The organism is Paraflavitalea pollutisoli (genome assembly GCF_029360705.1).
Taxonomy (GTDB): domain Bacteria; phylum Bacteroidota; class Bacteroidia; order Chitinophagales; family Chitinophagaceae; genus Paraflavitalea; species Paraflavitalea pollutisoli.
The window spans coordinates 536,927-553,442 of the sequence record NZ_JARKMX010000002.1; the positions used below are offsets into that span (position 1 = coordinate 536,927).

A 16,516-nucleotide genomic window follows, 5' to 3' on the forward strand; every position below is an offset into this window, starting at 1 on the left:
AAAGTAAAAGGGGCCACCTCTAGTACAACAGGCGGGTGCCCATCTTGTTGTTTCCCTTGGCAATCTGGGGTCAAATTAACGAATATGTACTAATAAAAAAAGCCCCGTGGAAGCGGAGCTTGTATTGATTATGAAGACGTTAATACCTATAATTTGGAGGGATTCTGGTAGTACTGGCCGGTAGGCAGTTTAAATACCCGATTCTTCTGGAAAGTATTGAACTGGTTGTACTCGTCGGCATGTGCTTTTGTCCAGCTTTCGTAGGCCGACAAATTGGTCGCCGTTTCAAAAAGCCATTGGTTATAGGCTTCGAACATGCCCGATTTCAACAGTTGCTGCTGGTATTCGTACAGGCGGAAAGGGAATCTTCTGACATACCGCTCCTGGAAGGCAATCACGAATTTGGTCCGCACAGCCGACAGCGTCTCGGAAGTAATGCCGTTGCTGGCCACATATCCTGCCTGTGTTTTCATGATCTCCAGCCAGGCATTTACAAATTCATTCTTCGTATCCTGTCCCTTGGTGATGTCGCTATCAAGGAACAGCTTTTTGTATCCGTCGAGGAGCAGCATTTTTATCTCGGGTGTACGTTTGGAGTAACTTTCCAGGTTCACGAAGATCTCTCCGTACACGAGGCCCCATACTTTATCCTTCGTGAAATAGTAATACTTGGCGGCGTTGTAATAGTTACCGGATTGTGTAGGGTCGACCTCGATGCCCTTTTCCCATAATTTGATGGCATCCGAATACGCTTTCTTGCTCCACATCATCTCGCCGTATTCGTTATAGATAACGCCACTATTGGGGAATTTTTTCAACGCGGCTTTGTACATCTTCTCTGCTTCTTTGGCCTCTTCTATCGCCTTGTACACCATACCGAGTATCTGGAAGCTTTGTACATCTACCTGTGGATCTTCCTGCAGGGGCTTGGCCACTTCCAGGGCATGCACATAATCGCGGTTGAGGTAGTGGGCAAATGCCAGATCTTTCTTCAATTCGAGGTTAGTGCCTTCTTTTTCCAATGCCCTGTTCAATACCAGGATGGCATTGCGGTAGTCGCCCTCACGGGTAAAGGTCTTTGCCTTTTCGTGCATGGCTTTCCAATCCTGGTCCTGAGCGGTGATGGTACCTGCTGTTAAGCTCAACAAAGCAGCAACGAACAAATGTTTCATAGAAATCAAAGATAGGGTTTTTCAATTGGGAGGTATCAGGTGCTTTGTTAAAAACCATGCCAGGAATAATACTTTATTGCCTCATTTTCAACATGACGGGCTTCTCATCGTTTTGTAATACGAGCAAACAGCGGCCATTCCTGGCTGGTACTTCCCGGATGTCCCGTATCACGCCTTTCAGCTTAAGGCCCGATTGTTTTGGCGACAGTGCCCGGAACGATCGCTTTCCCTCATTCAGCAATACATGCCCAAAAGAAGCATCCATCCTGGCAAACTGGGGCAGGAAACCAAAACAGTTGCCCCCCATTACCAGGTCTACCGTACCATCTTTATCGATGTCAGTGCAGAGGATGCTGTTGATGCAGGATAGCTGGGTGGTATAAGGCAATGCCTGTATCGTGAACTTTCCATTACCGTCGTTGTAGGCAATGCAGGAACTGGCATAATTAATAGTCTTTACCTGGCTTTTCTTCAACAAGTCTGGAGCAAAAAGATCCTGGATACTTTTTTGGGCGAAGTCTTCGTGTTTCAGGGTGAGTTTCTTAACGGATGGCAACTGATCGGTGAGGTCCCGCTTCATGAAGACCGTCACCTCTTTTCCATCGATGGTACGGGTCATGATCTTATCAGTGATGCCATTGCCGTCAAAATCGTTGATCCATATCCGCTGTGGCGCCTTTTCAGCAGGGCGGAGGTAAAAGTTCTCTCCCATATTACCCAACACGAGGTCCAGGTCGCCATCGTTGTCGATATCCGTCACCGCCGCCGACTGCCAGCAGCCGAATAACTGCTCCATACTATTCTTTACCTCCACAAAATGATTGCCCGACCAGGAGAAGATGCGTGGCGCCATCCACTCGCCCACGATCACCAGCTCGGGTTTTGCATCGCCTGTCAGGTTGGCCATCACGGCACCTGTCACCAGGCCGATATGGGCAATATCGAGATTGCTGGCTGGTGCAATATCGGTAAACTGTCCTTTGCCATCGTTGATCAGCAGGTAGCTGACCGGGGATGTACCATAGTTACCGGGAATACTCCGGCTACCTACGAAAAGGTCCTGGTCGCCATCGCCATCGAAATCGGCTGCCACCAATACGCCAGTATTGCCTTCATTGGGCGGCAATGCTTTTGTATTGATCGTGAAGTTTCCTTTCCCGTCATTCAGGTATAGCCGGTTTTGCATTTCCCGGCTACCCAATGGGTGGTTGTTGCCACCAGACCCAACGATCAGGTCCAGGTCGCCGTCGTTGTCGGCATCGAAGAACAGGGCTGCCACATCCTCAAAATTCTGGAACTGCTCAAACGTTTTCTCCGGTTTCTTTTGGAAGCCATTGCGGGTTTGCAGGTACAGTTGGCCAGGTGTACCCTGTGCACCACAAATGTATATATCTACCAGGTCGTCGCCATTTACATCTCCGGTGGCTGCTTTGGGGCCTTCCCGCGATAACATCATGGGCACGTTGCGTTCGTAATAAAAGTCGACGTAATCATCTTCCTCATGTTTGTCGAAGTTGGTATCCGCCACTTGCAGCAAAGGTTGCACCGACATCGTGTCTATCAAGGGTAGACGCTTGCCATCGACCGGCTGACTGATCACGTGTACCGTATCGCGTGCCGGTTGGTTGATGTGTGTATAGGTTCTATCGGGCCAGATGACGACCAACGAATCGACTGGTTTGTTGCCCAGGCCGATGAGCAGCTTATAATCGATGGACGACTGGAAGCCACGCGCGGGAATCATTTCGCGGGTCATGACCTGATCACCCTGGTACACTTTCACGGTGCTGCCCACTGCGTACGTATTCCTGCCTTTGCCTTTGAGTTGTACACCGATGTAGTGGCTGTTGCCGAGCTCCCGGCTATTGTTGCGGTAAATGAAAGCTTCGTCATTAACGTTGCTCACGACCAGATCTAGGTCGCCATCATTGTCGAGGTCGCCGTAAGCGGCTCCATTGGAGAAGGAAGGGGTGGTGATGCCCCAGCTGGCACCGGCATCGTCGAAACGAAGATTACCGGTATTGCGAAATGCTTTGTTGACGATGGGGCGGGAGGGCATTTTGGAAACGATCTCATCGATCTGTTCTTTCTTGCCTGTCAGGGCCATCTTGCGCACGATCTCATTCGCAAAGAAGTCGATAAAATCCTGGTCTGTAACATCGCGGTAAATACCATTGCACACGTAAATATCGGAGAGTCCGTCATTGTCGGCATCGAATATCAGCGCGCCCCAGCTCCAGTCTGAGCCAGCAACACCGCTGTAATGCGCCGTTTCGAGGAAACTGCCATTCTTATTATTCACCTGCAACGCATTTTGCATGTACTGGTGGTAGAATCCTTTTTTGGTGGTGAGCCGGTTCACATCAATATTCTCAAACGAGGCTGTGGTCTTTAACCGGTATTCATTATCGGGCAGCATATCGGTGGTGAAGATATCCGGATAACCGTCGTTGTTGATATCGCCCATATCGGCTCCCATGGAGGAGAGGCTGATGTGCTGCGTCCAATTTTCCAGTTCTTCTTTAAAGGTTCCGTTACCATGGTTGATGTATAGGTAGTCGCGCTCGTAAAAGTCGTTGGAGATATAGATATCCGGGTAGTGGTCGTTGTTGACATCGCCTACGGTGACGCCCAGTCCAAAACCGATCAGGCTACCATAAATACCAGCTTCTGCACTTACATCGGTAAACTTACCATTGTCGTTGCGCAGCAAACGGTCGCCTCCGCCTTTCAGGAAATTCTCCACTGGCCAATCTTTTGCACGCAGGTCGCGGCTATTGGCATAGTTAAGCGTATTGACAGGAATGAAACTATTGTTGAGTACGTAGAGATCGAGGTCGCCATCGAGATCATAATCGAAGAAGGAGGAGTGGGTCGTGTAGTCGTTCTCGGCCAGTCCGTAAGCCGCGGCCGAATCTGCAAACCCTAGTTGGTGGTTGTTGATGAACAATTCATCCTCCTGCCCTACGCCCTGCTGGTAACCTGCGTTACACACGTAGATATCGAGCCAGCCATCGTTGTTCACGTCGGCCATTACGACGCCGGTGCTCCACTTTTTCTTGTCGGTGAAGCCCGCCTTCGCCGAGATGTCTTCAAACTGCCAGTTGCCCTTGTTAAGGTACAGTTTGTTGGCGCCGGTATTGGCGGTAAAGAAGATATCGCTCAACCCATCGTTGTTGATATCGCCGATCGCCACGCCGCCACCGTTGTAGAAGTTACGGTAGGAAAAGATATTGAAGTCGCGGGTATCCTCTACTTTATTGACAAAGTCGATGCCTGTACCCTTCATTAGTTGAAACAGTGTCTGTTGCTCCTGTTTTTGATTACAGGACAGAAAGGATACAAAAGCAATGAGCAGGCAGGCAATAGCTGGTTGACATTTCATCATAAAACAGGAGGTCATCCTGATGGAATGACCTCCTGTAATTTAGCTAACTTATCCATTAATACCCAGGATTCTGGGCAAGATTTGGATTGACCGATAACTGCTGATTGGGAATGGGGAACAATAGGTTCTTTGGGTCGTCTGTTGGCTTTTCCTGCCAGGGCTGCAGGTATTTACCAAAACGGATCAGGTCATTGCGGCGCATACCTTCCCAATAGAATTCGCGGCCTCTTTCGTCGAGCATCTGATCGAGGCTGACAGAAGCCAGAGCTGCGATACCACGCTTAGTACGGATAGAGTTGACGATGGTAAGGGCAGCGGCCGCGTTGCTGGTTCTCAGCAGCGCTTCGGCTTTCATCATCAACACATCGGCATACCGGTAATAAACATAGTCGTTGTTGGCATTATCGCCTGAATTGTAATCGATGGGATATTTGATCACGCGGATACCGGTCACTTCCAGGTTTTGTCCGATCTCGATGGCTTTTACTTCGGGGGTGAAGGCCAGCGGACGGCCACCACGGTCCTTCAGCGCGACGCCATTCTGGTCAAACTGCTGACCCACCAGGAATCCGGGCTTGATACCACTGACGTTGGTGACACCAGGGTAGCTCTGGCTTCTGCGCAGATCTGCCGCATCGAACTTATTGTAGAAGTCAGACAGCGTTGTAAAGCCGTTCCAGCCACTGGGGTTGTTGTTGTAATGCAAGGTACAGAACCAGCGGGAGCGTACAGGGCCGCTATTGGAACCTCCGATATTCTGTGCAGTAAAAATGTTCTCCGTAGAGATCGCATCGTTGTTGGGCGCAAAATTATCAAAGTAATTATCAGCCAGTTTATACTTGGTACTGTTGATGATCTGGTCGGCCAGGGTGATCACCTGTTGCATGTCTGCCGCTGCAAAGGTGGGTGTTGCTCTGTTGGCGATCACCCCTTTGTTGATATAACATTTCATGAGCAGCACACGGGCAGCGTCTTTATTGGCCGTATACGCCGGACCAGCCGGCAGGTCGTTCATGATCGCATTGACCTCGGAAATGATGAAATCGAGCGCTTCACTGCCTTTGCGCACCTTGGGTACATCGAGAATGCTGGTACCGGGATCGCGGTAAGGCACCTGGTTCCATCCATCGAGCATGGAGAAGGTAGCGAAAGCGCGGATGAACCTGGCTTCTGCGGCCTGTGCGGCCGATGGATTGTAGCGCAGGAAGTCTGTAGCAGAGTAAATGATACCACCCAGGTCTTCAAAAGTCTGGCGCAGGAAGAGGTGATTACCATCCCAGCGGTGTACGTGCAGTACCCGCCATACACCATTATCGTCCCAGTCGCCACCGCGTGTGGGTCCGATCGCTTCATCGGAGGTATGCTCCTGGGCAGCCCAGAAACGGCTTTGATCCTGGTAGGGGGTTCGCATGGCATCATAGACACCTTTCAGCAAGGCAGCCGTATTGGCGGATCCACCACCCACTGCGCTGCCGGGCACTTCTCCATTCAGCTTTTCCTCCAGCCGGGTGCAGGCAACCAGCGTAAGGGAAAGGGACATACCGTAGAGCAATCGTATATATTTCATAAAATGCTTTTGTTATTGTAGTGAAAATTTAACACCGACCTGGAAGGAACGGGCAGAAGGGTAAGGCGTGTACTCGATACCCACGGAAGGTACACCGTTTACCTGCTTATCCGTATTGACTTCCGGATCGAACCCGGTGAAATCGGTCATCACCAACAGGTTCTGACCGGCCACAAATACTGTCAGCGCTTTCAATGACTTGCCGATATTGCCGATCTCATAAGAAACACTTGCGTTGGCCAGCTTGAGGTAGCTGCCATTTTCCATATACCGGGAAGAAGGCGTGATACGGTTGGAGAGTGACTCTTTCACTTCCCCACCGATCAGTGACCGGGCAACATTTCTACCACCATTCAGGTTGCTGATTGGCAACACTGTATTGGCTGTGTTGTTGTATACCTTTTGACCAAAGGCGCCGTTGAAGTTGACTACGCCGGATAGTTTCTTGTACCGGGCAGACATAGTAACACCCAGCACCGTCTTAGGATTGGGGTTACCCAGGTAGTAGTTAACATAGCCGTCTTCGTCATACAAGGCCAGCCCTGTGGTTTTATCCAGGCCAAGGTACCTTGACATATAAAAGACATTGATTGGCTGGTCATTGGTAATTTGCTGTACCGTAGCACCTGATATACCTTGTCCGTGCAAAGCACCAGTAGGAATTGGTACATCGAGATTGGTAACATTGTTTTTGACAAAGGAAGCGATCACGCCCAGATCCCAGGATACATCTTTTGTTCGCACGAGATTGGCATTGAGGGTTACTTCCACACCCTTGTTGATGATCTCAGCCGGCAGGTTCTTCCAGGTAGGCGGTGCACCAGGTGGCACAGGCTGTGCAGAAATTGTAGGATATAGCAGGTCCGTTGTTTTTTTGTTGAAATAGTCAACCGAACCGGTGATCCTGTTGTTCATGACCGCGAAATCGATACCGATATTGGTTTGCTCATCGGCTTGCCATTTCAGGTCGGGATTGGCGCTATTGGCGGGTTGTACTGCACCAGGTCCGGTAAACCGGTACCTGTCCTGGGCCGAACCAGCCGGCACATCCTGTGTACCCGTTTTACCCCAGCCAACCCTGAGCCGCAGGTTATTGATGAACTCTACATTTTTAAGGAATTCTTCATTGCTGGCATTCCAGGCTACAGCGAATGAAGGGAAGTATCCATAGCGGTTGTTCTTACCGAATTTGGTAGATCCATCTGCGCGGATCGTGGCGGTAAGCAGGTATTTATCTTTCCAGTTGATATTGCCGCGGGCAAAATAAGATTGTAGCTCCGTAGTAGGATCAACCGTAGAAGACAACTGACGGGTGCTTTGTGAACTGTACTGGAAGTAATTATAGTAAGGGATACCATAGTTGCCAAAATCGCTGGCACTGTTGTCGTTCGCTTTGAAGTCGAACTTCATGTACTCATAACCCACCAGCGCGCCGAGGGTAAAATCGGGCGATAGCTTCTTGGTATAGTTCAGCGTGTTGGTCCACTGTTTGGTGATCAGCTCATTGCTGCCGGTATAGGCTACACCACGGTCAACGATATTCTCCAGGTTGATGAAGGAAGCAATCTGTGCACGACGGATACCGGTGCTGTAGTTGATACTGAACAGCATCCTGTACTCGAGGTCTTTGAACAACTTCACATAAGGAGAAATGCTTCCCAGCACGGTAGTTACCTTCGAGTTGTCGTCGTACGCTTCCGACATCGCCAGTGGATTGACGGTCGTTGAGCCACGCAGTACGTTTAATGAATCCTGTCCATTCGCTTTCTTCACTACCAGCGGCATGGTAGGATTCCACTGAAGTGCCTGACCGATCACACTGCCTGTAAAGCCTGCATCATTGGACACGGGCGCAATAGCTTCTACTGTTTGCGCGGCTATCAGGTTGTAGTCGATACCAATAGCTTTGCTTTCAAGGAACTTGAAACCACCGGCAATGTTGGTAGAGTATTTCTTAAATCCTGATTTGCGTACGATACCTTCCTGATCGAGGTAACCGGCGCCCATGCGATAGCGGGAATTTTCCGTGCCACCACTGATACTCATATCGTAACTCTGGGTATAGGCCGTCCGCAACACAGCATCCATCGCATCGACGTTGCCGCCGAAATCACCGCTGGTCAGTCCGTAGTCCGTTAACGCTTTGCGGTACTCATTACCATCCAGTACTTTCAACTGTTTGATCAATTTACTCATACCAAAAAAAGTGTTGAAATACGCCTTCGTTGGTCCCGACTCCCCTTTTTTGGTATTGATGATGACCACACCGTAGGCACCGCGCGAACCGTAGATGGCGGTCGCGGAGGCGTCTTTTAATACATCGATCGACGCAATGTCATTGGAGTTGATAAAGTTGAGCGGATTCGCAGCCGGCGATGTTCCGATACCGGCACCTGAGCCACCGGGTCGGGCAGATCGGCCATCCAATGGTACGCCATCTACTACATACAACGGGTTACTGCCCGCCCGGATGGTTGAGTTACCGCGGATCTTCACCGTGGTACCGCCACCAGGCTGGCCGCTGTTGTTAAGGATCTGTACACCGGCCACTTTACCCTGGATCAATTGATCGGGAGAGATCTGTACGCCCTGGTTAAAGTCTTTGGCTTTTACAGAAGCTACGGCACCGGTGGCGTCCTTACGCCTAACGGTACCGCCATAGCCGATGACCACAATCTCGTTGAGCGTGGCATTGTTCGCTTCGAGCGATACATTGACCTGTAATTTGTCGGTGATGTCGACTTCCTGTGTAGCGTAGCCTACCGTGGAAATGACTAAGGTGTTTACGGCGCCTGTAATGCTGATTCGAAAGGTGCCATCGGAACCGGTGGATGTTCCTCGTGTAGATCCTTTAGGGACTACTGATGCGCCAACAACGGGCGATTGATCTTTTGAGTCTGTCACTTTTCCTACAACGATCTTTTCCTGGGCGAAACTGGCAATATGTATGCATAGGGCCATCAATAGCAAGGTTGATGACGCAAGCAATCGTTTTGCTGTCATAGCAATCAGTTAGGTAGTTATAAAATGGCGGAATAAGTGAACGTGTAGCTTATACACAATTTAAAGCAATGGCCTGGTATTACCAAAAAATTAACACCAGTTTCATCACTGTACAGGATGGCGTATTGCTATTTTTACTATGCCCTTTTTCTCGACAAGAATATATCAATCAATCAACTATGCGTGATTGAATGTCCTGAAACGCAGGCCTGGTGCGGCCTAAAAAAAAGTTTGTGGTAAAGGAAAGCCCTTAGCTGGCACTAACACCCTACCCTTAGGGTATCCGTTAGTGATTTACCTTATTCAACGCATTGCCAGCGAAGGAGTTGCCCAGCTGTGGGGCTCCAATAACGAAGTATGCCTGCCGACTGGCAGGCATACCTTATATAATACGGTCCATCATTAATGGTCGTTAATGGAGTTGTGCTTCCTGTACGTTCTCCTTCTTACCGTCGGAAAACCTGTCGGCATTGAATCGGTATAGTTTACCAGGACGATGGGGAACATCCTGCTCCAACTCATTTACGTCAATCAGCCAGTCCATCAGGAAAAACTTCTTCCTGAAGTTACGGCGGTCGAGCTTGGTGCCGTGGATGGACTCATACAGGCTTTGCAATTCCCGCAGAGAGAATTTCTCCGGCAGTAAATTGAATACGATGGGATGTTCATCGATCTTCGACTGCAATTGCTTCAGGCAGGTATCCAATATCTTTTTGTGGTCGAAGGCGAGGGTGCTGATCTCATTCACCGGATGCCAGTGAAGTTCATTGTGGGCCAGCGACAGCTGGTGATCTTTAATATTGATAAGCGAGTACCAGGCGGTAGTTATTACCCGGCCGGCCGGGTGGCGGTTCACATCTCCGAAAGTATACACCTGCTCGAGAAACACATCGTCGAGGCCCGTGCGGTCCTTCAGAACTCGGTAAGAGGCACTATCGAGATTCTCGTTGGGCATGACCAGGTCACCCAACAGCGACCACTCGTCATGAAACTCTTCGAGATCCGATTTGATCAGTAATACTTTGAGTTCATTATCGTCGAAACCGAAGATCACGCAATCTACGGAAAGGGCCATGTGGAAGAATTCCCTATTGTCAGACTTCAACTGCTGTATCGTTTTCTGCAAGGCGTTCCCCATAATCTTGGTGTTATGATCGTTAAGGCTTAATTAATGATGATTTTCTTTACTATGCTGTTGTTTCCATATTGCATTCGAACGAAATAAAGACCTTTAGCAAGACCGACGGCATCGAGTGTCTGCAAAGGCAGTTGATGGACACCCTGTGGCTTAAAACCAGCACGGTAGCTGGCAAGCTGTTGTCCGCTTATATTCAGCAAGGATAAGGTGACTTCCGTATTGAGCGGTAGTTCATATTCAATAGTAGAGTTCGACGAGACCGGATTGGGAAATATACTTAGCCGTGTATTCTTACGCTGGTTGTCCAGATCGGTTACGGGGGTAAGAATATTCGTGATGTTTCGGTTCAAATATACGTGATACTCGCCGGGTTGCAAGGAAATGCTTTGTGCAGCACCCGTTGCATTGATGGTTTGCCCCGTCAGGTAGTCATACCAGGTACCGGCATTTTGAAAACTAACATTGCCCGTAACTCCGTTTACATCGAAATTTCCAACGACCAGTATATTAGACGTATCAGTAGTCAGCTTCAACCATTTGAAGGCGCCGGAAAGATCCCAGGTGATGCGATCGGTAACAAATCCGTTTCTATACGATGGATGCTTCCGCAAAGCCAGCATGACACTGTAGATGTCATGCAGCTTCTTTCGGTCGGCACTCTGCTGGTAATCCCAGCGCACCGGTTTGGGATTGGTACGGCAACTGTTGTCGATGGTACCATTCTCGCAATAATTAATGGAGTAGTCGTACCCCAGTTCTCCAAACTGCCAGATCATTTTAGGACCAGGAATGGAGAAGTAGAAGGCAGCCGCCATCGCATTGCGTTGCAGACCTGTCACGGGATCTTTGGTGCTATAGCCACCCGAAGCATTGCCAAATTGCCCATTTTTGTATTGGAGCCTTTCTTCATCATGGCTTTCCATATAGGCTACCAGGTTGGGCTGCGCCCATCCCCGCTCCCTGTGGATCGCCCCTTTGAAATCGGACGTGCCTACCCATCCCATGGTAGCTTCGTTGAAGGCATGGTTCATATTACCCCAAAGCATCATACCATAAGCAGCCAGTTCTTTCTCTTCGTCGTTCACCCCAAGGTGTTCGAGTATCACATAACTGCCTGCCGACTTCGCTTGCAGGGTATCATAGTATTTTTTCCAGATGGCTATCCGGCTGGCATCATAGGCATCCCAGCTCGCCTGGTTGCAATTTTCTCCATTGGCATCACAGGAGGCTTTTTGGGTGAAGCCTTTCGACAGGTCGAACCGGAAACCATCGAGCTTGTATTCCTGCAGCCAGTATTCTACCACCCGGCTCACAAAGTATTGCGTGGCGGCGCTTTCGTGGTTGAAATCGTAGCCCACGTTGAACGGGTGTTTGGCTGCGGTATTGAACCAGGGGTTTTGTGCCGTAGGTTGTCCTTTGGCAGCATCGAAGTAGAGCTGCACCATGGGCGACTGTCCGAAGGAATGGTTGAGCACCATATCCATGATCACCGCCATACCTTGTTTGTGACATTCGTCGATGAGCGCTTTGAGATCATTGGCCGGACCATAATATTTATCAGGCGCAAAATAGAAGGAAGTATTGTAGCCCCAGCTGAGGTTGCCTTCAAATTCATTGAAGGGCATCAGCTCAATGGCGTTGATTCCAAGCCGCTTGAGGTAGCCGAGGGTATCCTTCAAGGTCTTCCAGTCGTGGTTGCCAACAAAATCGCGCAACAGCAACTCATAGATCAACAGGTTGCGTTTGTCGGGCCGTGCGAAATTGGTGGTCTGCCAGGCATAGGTTGGTTTGGCCGTCTGCAGTACACTGACAATGCCGGTCGTTTTCCCCGTGGGGTAAGGCTTCAGGTTGGGATAGGTCGTTGCTGTGATGTACTGATCATTGTTGGGATCGAGCACCTTTTGCGTATAAGCATCAGGAATTTTCAGGCTGTTGTCGACCACGTACTGATATCCATATTCCGTACCCGGCGTAAGGCCCGTGATCCGTTTCCAGAAACGCAGCCCATCCGGTGTTTTGTTGCATTGAAAGTTGACCGACTCGGTCCAGTTGTTGAAGTCTCCAATGATCGATACCTTGTTTTTGCCGGGCGCGTACAGTACCAGGATGGCCGACGTATCGCCCTGTTCATAATTGATGCCGTCACGCACACCAGCCGGCAGCGGCTGTACATTGACGGTCGGGGCTGCGAAAAAGTTGATGGTATCCGAATGGGTCGTGCTGCCATCGGTAACACGGCCAACGACCTGCTGGTTGCCGGCAACCGTGATCGCCGGAGTGGCCTGCACGGTCGTATTGCCGGTGGCAGTGGCTATCGCTGTGCCGTTGAAGAACACAGTAAGATCGGCCGACTTGTTGGATAAATAAGTGATGTCGATGTTTTCTCCCTGCACTTTGGTGATCGGTTCTGGCACCGGTACAAACCGGGGATCCATGGCCGGTGCAGCAAATTTACCGGTCAGGATATTGTCGTACACCGTGATGTACATATTGCCGTTGTCGACGCTTTGATCGCTGATGCGCTGTACCACATTTCCATTACCACTCCTGAACAGGATCGCGATGCGGCGAATGGTTTCGCCTGCTGGCACATTGAAGAAGCTGCGGATATTGCCGATGGTGTACTGGTATTTGTTGGTAGCTATCCAGGTGGCTTTGGCTGCGGCGTCTGCCGTACCCCAGGTAAACTTTGCATACCGCCAATCGCCATTGTTGCTGCTTTGGCTCGTGATCAACCCGATGTGCACGTAGACATCGTTGGTGTTGGCATAGTTGAGCAGCCCCTGGTTACCTTTACTACAATCGACCGTGATGGTAACCCCTGCATTATCGGTAGGAAAAGCAGGCGCGGTGGTCAACAATTGGGCACTGGCTGTTGCACAGTACGCCACCATCATCAGGGTAAGTACAAATAACCTCATCGGCAATCGTTTTATCATTCTCAAAAGGGTGGGCGGGAAATGGGGCTGACTAAAAAGGGTACCCATTCTCGGGTAGGCGATGGAGACAAGCGATCGTTTACATGATCCTCCTGGTCTTCATGAACCTTTTTTGGTCAGCCCCATGTTTTAACGTTGTAGTCTATTGAATAACGACCGTACCGTTCAGCTCATCGAGCGTCACCTTATAAGTGCCGCTGGTGGCCGGAGTACTGAAGTTGGTGCTGCCATCATACCTGATCTTGCCACTGCCTGCATCTTCGTAGTCGAACGCACCCCAGGCATTGCCAGCCAGGAATTTGATTTCCTTGCCACCTACCAGATTGAGCGAAAGTTCCCACTTGCCATTGCCGAGGTAGGTCATCTTGGGTGAGTTGCCTGGATCCCAGTCGGGCACACCCGCCATGCCGTTACCCACGATGCGCATTTCGGTAGCAGCGCTCAGGTTATAGGTGAGGTTCTTTACATCTGTGCCATCAAAGATCACGCGCACCAGACCGGCTGTGCCTGTCCACTTCACATTCTTGGCACCACCGCCGTCTACGATCAGTTTGCTGCCGCCTTCTGTTTCGGGGCCAAACCAACGGGCCTTGTTATTGGCGCCATTGTCCCATTCGCTGCCGTCGTGGAATTTAAATTCATCATTGGCCGACATCGTCTGGAAGACGATGAGCTTGTTCGGTGCCAGGCTGCTCATGCGAACATTGCTGGCGGGTGTCCAGCCCGGTGTCTGGAAGGCACCAACGATGCCCAGTCCACCGATACCACCACTGGCTGCTGTTTGCACATAATATTTCTTATTCGAATAGTCGAACGTTACCCGGTAAACACCCGAGGTAGCTACCGCAATATTCGACTCGCCATTGTCGGTGATCGTGCCGGCTGCGCCATTGGGATCCTGGCCCCAATCGATGATACCCGGTGCGGGTGGCCATTGCTGACCATTCACGAATTTGAATTCTCCACCGCCGGTAAGGTTGACGTAGGTGAAGAAAGTGCCGGGGAACCTTGGATCGGGGATCAGGCGCGAGGCATTTTCAATGGTCCAGCCTGCAGGGGTAGCGCTTCCCACGATAAATACCTTGATCTCACGCAGGATCACGACCTGGTTTACGTATTCGGCATACTGGCTCCAGCTACCGGAAGTAGCGACTACGGTCCACAGCAGGTCTACCGGCTGCTCCTGGTTGGTAAACCCTTTCTTCGTGAGCGAATCGCCGATGGCCTTGTAAGTAATATTGGCTACAGAATCGGCTCCACTGTTGTCTGCGTCTACCGCTATCAGCGGCTTCGTCCAATCAACGGCGATCACCGCGCCTGTGGCATCCACTTTCCTTTCTGCAAACAGTACTTTATACTTCATGGCCGGACCACCCGTAGCGGGTTTGGATTTGGTCCAGTTGAATTTCATCGTTTGGGAAGTGCTATTGGGATCGATGGCCGTTACATCACCGCTGGTAGCGGGGCCCAGCAAAATGAATGCTGTGGCACCATCTTTCATGCGGGTGATGGAAATATTCCTGGTTTCTGTAGCCAACAGGTTGGTAGAACCATTGTCGGCTTTCACGCTCCAGATAAGATCCGTTTTGGCGCCGTCTGCAATGCCTTTGCCTTTCAGGGCGTCGTCGAGTTGTTTGTGGGTAAGGGTGAGTTTTGCATCCTTACCGCTGTTGTTGGAGGCGATCTCCAGCAAGGGCGTTTCGAGCGTGCCATTCGTTTTCAGGGCAGCCACCCATTTGTAGGTGGGCAGTACGTCTACGCCGGGTTTGGCGGCCGACCAGCTGATTTCCACGGTTGAGCCGGGCGTTGCCGCATTGAGCGCAACCACCGCATCGGCCACGGGAGCATTCAGCGTGAAGGTGCCCAGGGATTCGCCGGTCACCGTTTCGTCGAAATCCGTTTTCTGACATCCTGCCAAAGCGGCGATCGCCAGCAAAGCAGGAACCAATATCTTTTTCATACGCAACATCATTATTAATGTTTAGAGTGAAGGCTATTTCATGTCTGCTAATGTCACTTCCACCACATTGGTGCTTACGGTGACGGGTTGGTTGTTGGCATCCTGTACCGTGCCATTGAACTTGTACGTAAAGCGGGTAAATTTCTTACCGGCGCCAGGCGTATAGGAACGGGTAGGGATGAAATAGGCCTTCCATAGTTTAGTACCTGCATTTTTTACAGGGAGTGTCACTGGCTGACCAGCAGCGGCGCCGGTATTGTCAAATACTTCTATAGTGACCGTCGTTGGCTGCATACGCTGCTCATTGGGCGTGGTGGCAAGGTCCTGGTGGAAGTAGAGCGATACCACATCATTTTGTCCTACGCGGGCCGGGAACAAACGCAGCATGCTCGGCACAAACACCAGCGGATCGAATACATTCTTCTTACTATCGGGCGACTGCTTGCTGCCACTCTTTGTTTTAGCGAGGAACTGAAAATGTTTGAGCTGGCCGGGTGCCAGACCATACATGGTGGTACCCGTCATCTTGTAGGTAAACTTATTGGGCGTGGCTTCTACCGGGGTCAGTTTGGCGGCTGCCGGTGAATTGCCCCATTCCGTATTGGTGCTACCGTCTTTGCCCGGAAAACCAACGGCGTCTTTGTTGGCCCAGGTCCAGATATACAGATCGGTTTCGCCGGCCAGGTTGGTACCGGTGAAATCGAAGGTGATGGTGATCTCATCTTCTGCCGAGAAAGTGGCGGGGCTGATGGTGAAGTTGGTGAACTCCTGCGCCTGCACCATGCGGCCGGTCAATATCATGAGTGCTATAATCAATAACTTTTTCATAATTGCTGCATTGAAGGGTTAGCGGGAAAATTCATAATCATACACAATGAGCACCTTATTGGTAGCGGCGTCACTGCGGGTCACTTTCACCTTCAGTGTTTGATTCACACTGTTGGGGTATCCTCCCAGCGTCATGATCTCCGTGACCGCACCACTCTTGAGGGTGATGGTCTTGGGTGCCTTGGGATCATCGATGCTCCAGGTACCGGAAGTGATACTGGTGATGGGCGGCGCCGTATCATTGTTGATGGTAAAGTTGCCGGGCGCTCCTGCAGTCGCATTCAGCGTCATTTGCAGGGTGCTGTAGGCAAACAGCGTGGTGATGTCCTCTACCGCATAAGGGAAGCCCTTGCGTTGTGATTCGAAATCGGTTTGCGTAACCTTCGTCAGTTTCCACACGCCGGCAATGGCGGTGAGGTTATCGTTTGTATCGCCGAGCGGCGCAAAGCCTTCGGGCCGGCAGCCATTCATGGCCAGCACAGCGAGAAGCAATATCGAGAGCAAATATGTTGATCGCATGT

At 50.6% G+C, this 16,516-nt stretch carries 9 protein-coding genes; all 9 read right to left on the minus strand.

Going from position 1 to position 16,516, the window contains the following annotated elements:
• Positions 1–146: 146 nt before the first annotated feature.
• Positions 147–1,172 carry a tetratricopeptide repeat protein gene (locus P2W70_RS06980; RefSeq protein WP_276480719.1) on the minus strand — a complete coding sequence of 342 codons (1,026 nt, stop codon included), beginning with the start codon at positions 1,170–1,172 and terminating at the stop codon, positions 147–149.
• A gap of 73 nt (positions 1,173–1,245) precedes the next feature.
• Entirely contained in the window at positions 1,246–4,560 is a 3,315-nt protein-coding gene (locus tag P2W70_RS06985) for a VCBS repeat-containing protein (protein ID WP_276480720.1), read from the minus strand.
• Between the two features lie 55 nt (positions 4,561–4,615).
• Positions 4,616–6,127 (minus strand): RagB/SusD family nutrient uptake outer membrane protein, encoded by a 1,512-nt coding sequence (locus P2W70_RS06990; protein ID WP_276480721.1) that lies wholly within the window; start codon positions 6,125–6,127, stop codon positions 4,616–4,618.
• Between the two features lie 12 nt (positions 6,128–6,139).
• Positions 6,140–9,130, minus strand: coding sequence for a SusC/RagA family TonB-linked outer membrane protein (locus P2W70_RS06995; RefSeq protein ID WP_276480722.1), 2,991 nt, complete (start codon positions 9,128–9,130; stop codon positions 6,140–6,142).
• Between the two features lie 412 nt (positions 9,131–9,542).
• Positions 9,543–10,268, minus strand: a complete 726-nt coding sequence (locus tag P2W70_RS07000; RefSeq protein ID WP_276480723.1) for an NUDIX hydrolase — start codon at positions 10,266–10,268, stop codon at positions 9,543–9,545.
• Positions 10,269–10,294: 26 nt separating this feature from the next.
• Positions 10,295–13,189 carry an alpha-amylase family glycosyl hydrolase gene (locus P2W70_RS07005; protein WP_276480724.1) on the minus strand — a complete coding sequence of 965 codons (2,895 nt, stop codon included), beginning with the start codon at positions 13,187–13,189 and terminating at the stop codon, positions 10,295–10,297.
• A gap of 160 nt (positions 13,190–13,349) precedes the next feature.
• Positions 13,350–15,167 carry a SusE domain-containing protein gene (locus P2W70_RS07010; protein WP_276480725.1) on the minus strand — a complete coding sequence of 606 codons (1,818 nt, stop codon included), beginning with the start codon at positions 15,165–15,167 and terminating at the stop codon, positions 13,350–13,352.
• Positions 15,168–15,200: 33 nt separating this feature from the next.
• The gene (locus P2W70_RS07015) at positions 15,201–15,995 is read right to left on the minus strand and encodes a hypothetical protein (protein ID WP_276480726.1); all 795 of its coding nucleotides are present in this window, start codon (positions 15,993–15,995) and stop codon (positions 15,201–15,203) included.
• Positions 15,996–16,013: 18 nt separating this feature from the next.
• Positions 16,014–16,514: a DUF5004 domain-containing protein gene (locus P2W70_RS07020; protein ID WP_276480727.1), complete on the minus strand. Its 501-nt coding sequence runs from the start codon at positions 16,512–16,514 to the stop codon at positions 16,014–16,016.
• Positions 16,515–16,516 lie beyond the last annotated feature (2 nt).

Bases quoted from the DNA above. Each gene is read 5' to 3' on its own strand.
- P2W70_RS07005 (WP_276480724.1), bottom strand. From the start codon at position 13,189: ATGAGGTTATTTGTACTTACCCTGATGATGGTGGCGTACTGTGCAACA.
- P2W70_RS06985 (WP_276480720.1), bottom strand. From the start codon at position 4,560: ATGATGAAATGTCAACCAGCTATTGCCTGCCTGCTCATTGCTTTTGTA.
- P2W70_RS06990 (WP_276480721.1), bottom strand. From the start codon at position 6,127: ATGAAATATATACGATTGCTCTACGGTATGTCCCTTTCCCTTACGCTG.
- P2W70_RS06995 (WP_276480722.1), bottom strand. From the start codon at position 9,130: ATGACAGCAAAACGATTGCTTGCGTCATCAACCTTGCTATTGATGGCC.
- P2W70_RS06980 (WP_276480719.1), bottom strand. From the start codon at position 1,172: ATGAAACATTTGTTCGTTGCTGCTTTGTTGAGCTTAACAGCAGGTACC.
- P2W70_RS07015 (WP_276480726.1), bottom strand. From the start codon at position 15,995: ATGAAAAAGTTATTGATTATAGCACTCATGATATTGACCGGCCGCATG.
- P2W70_RS07010 (WP_276480725.1), bottom strand. From the start codon at position 15,167: ATGAAAAAGATATTGGTTCCTGCTTTGCTGGCGATCGCCGCTTTGGCA.
- P2W70_RS07020 (WP_276480727.1), bottom strand. From the start codon at position 16,514: ATGCGATCAACATATTTGCTCTCGATATTGCTTCTCGCTGTGCTGGCC.
- P2W70_RS07000 (WP_276480723.1), bottom strand. From the start codon at position 10,268: ATGGGGAACGCCTTGCAGAAAACGATACAGCAGTTGAAGTCTGACAAT.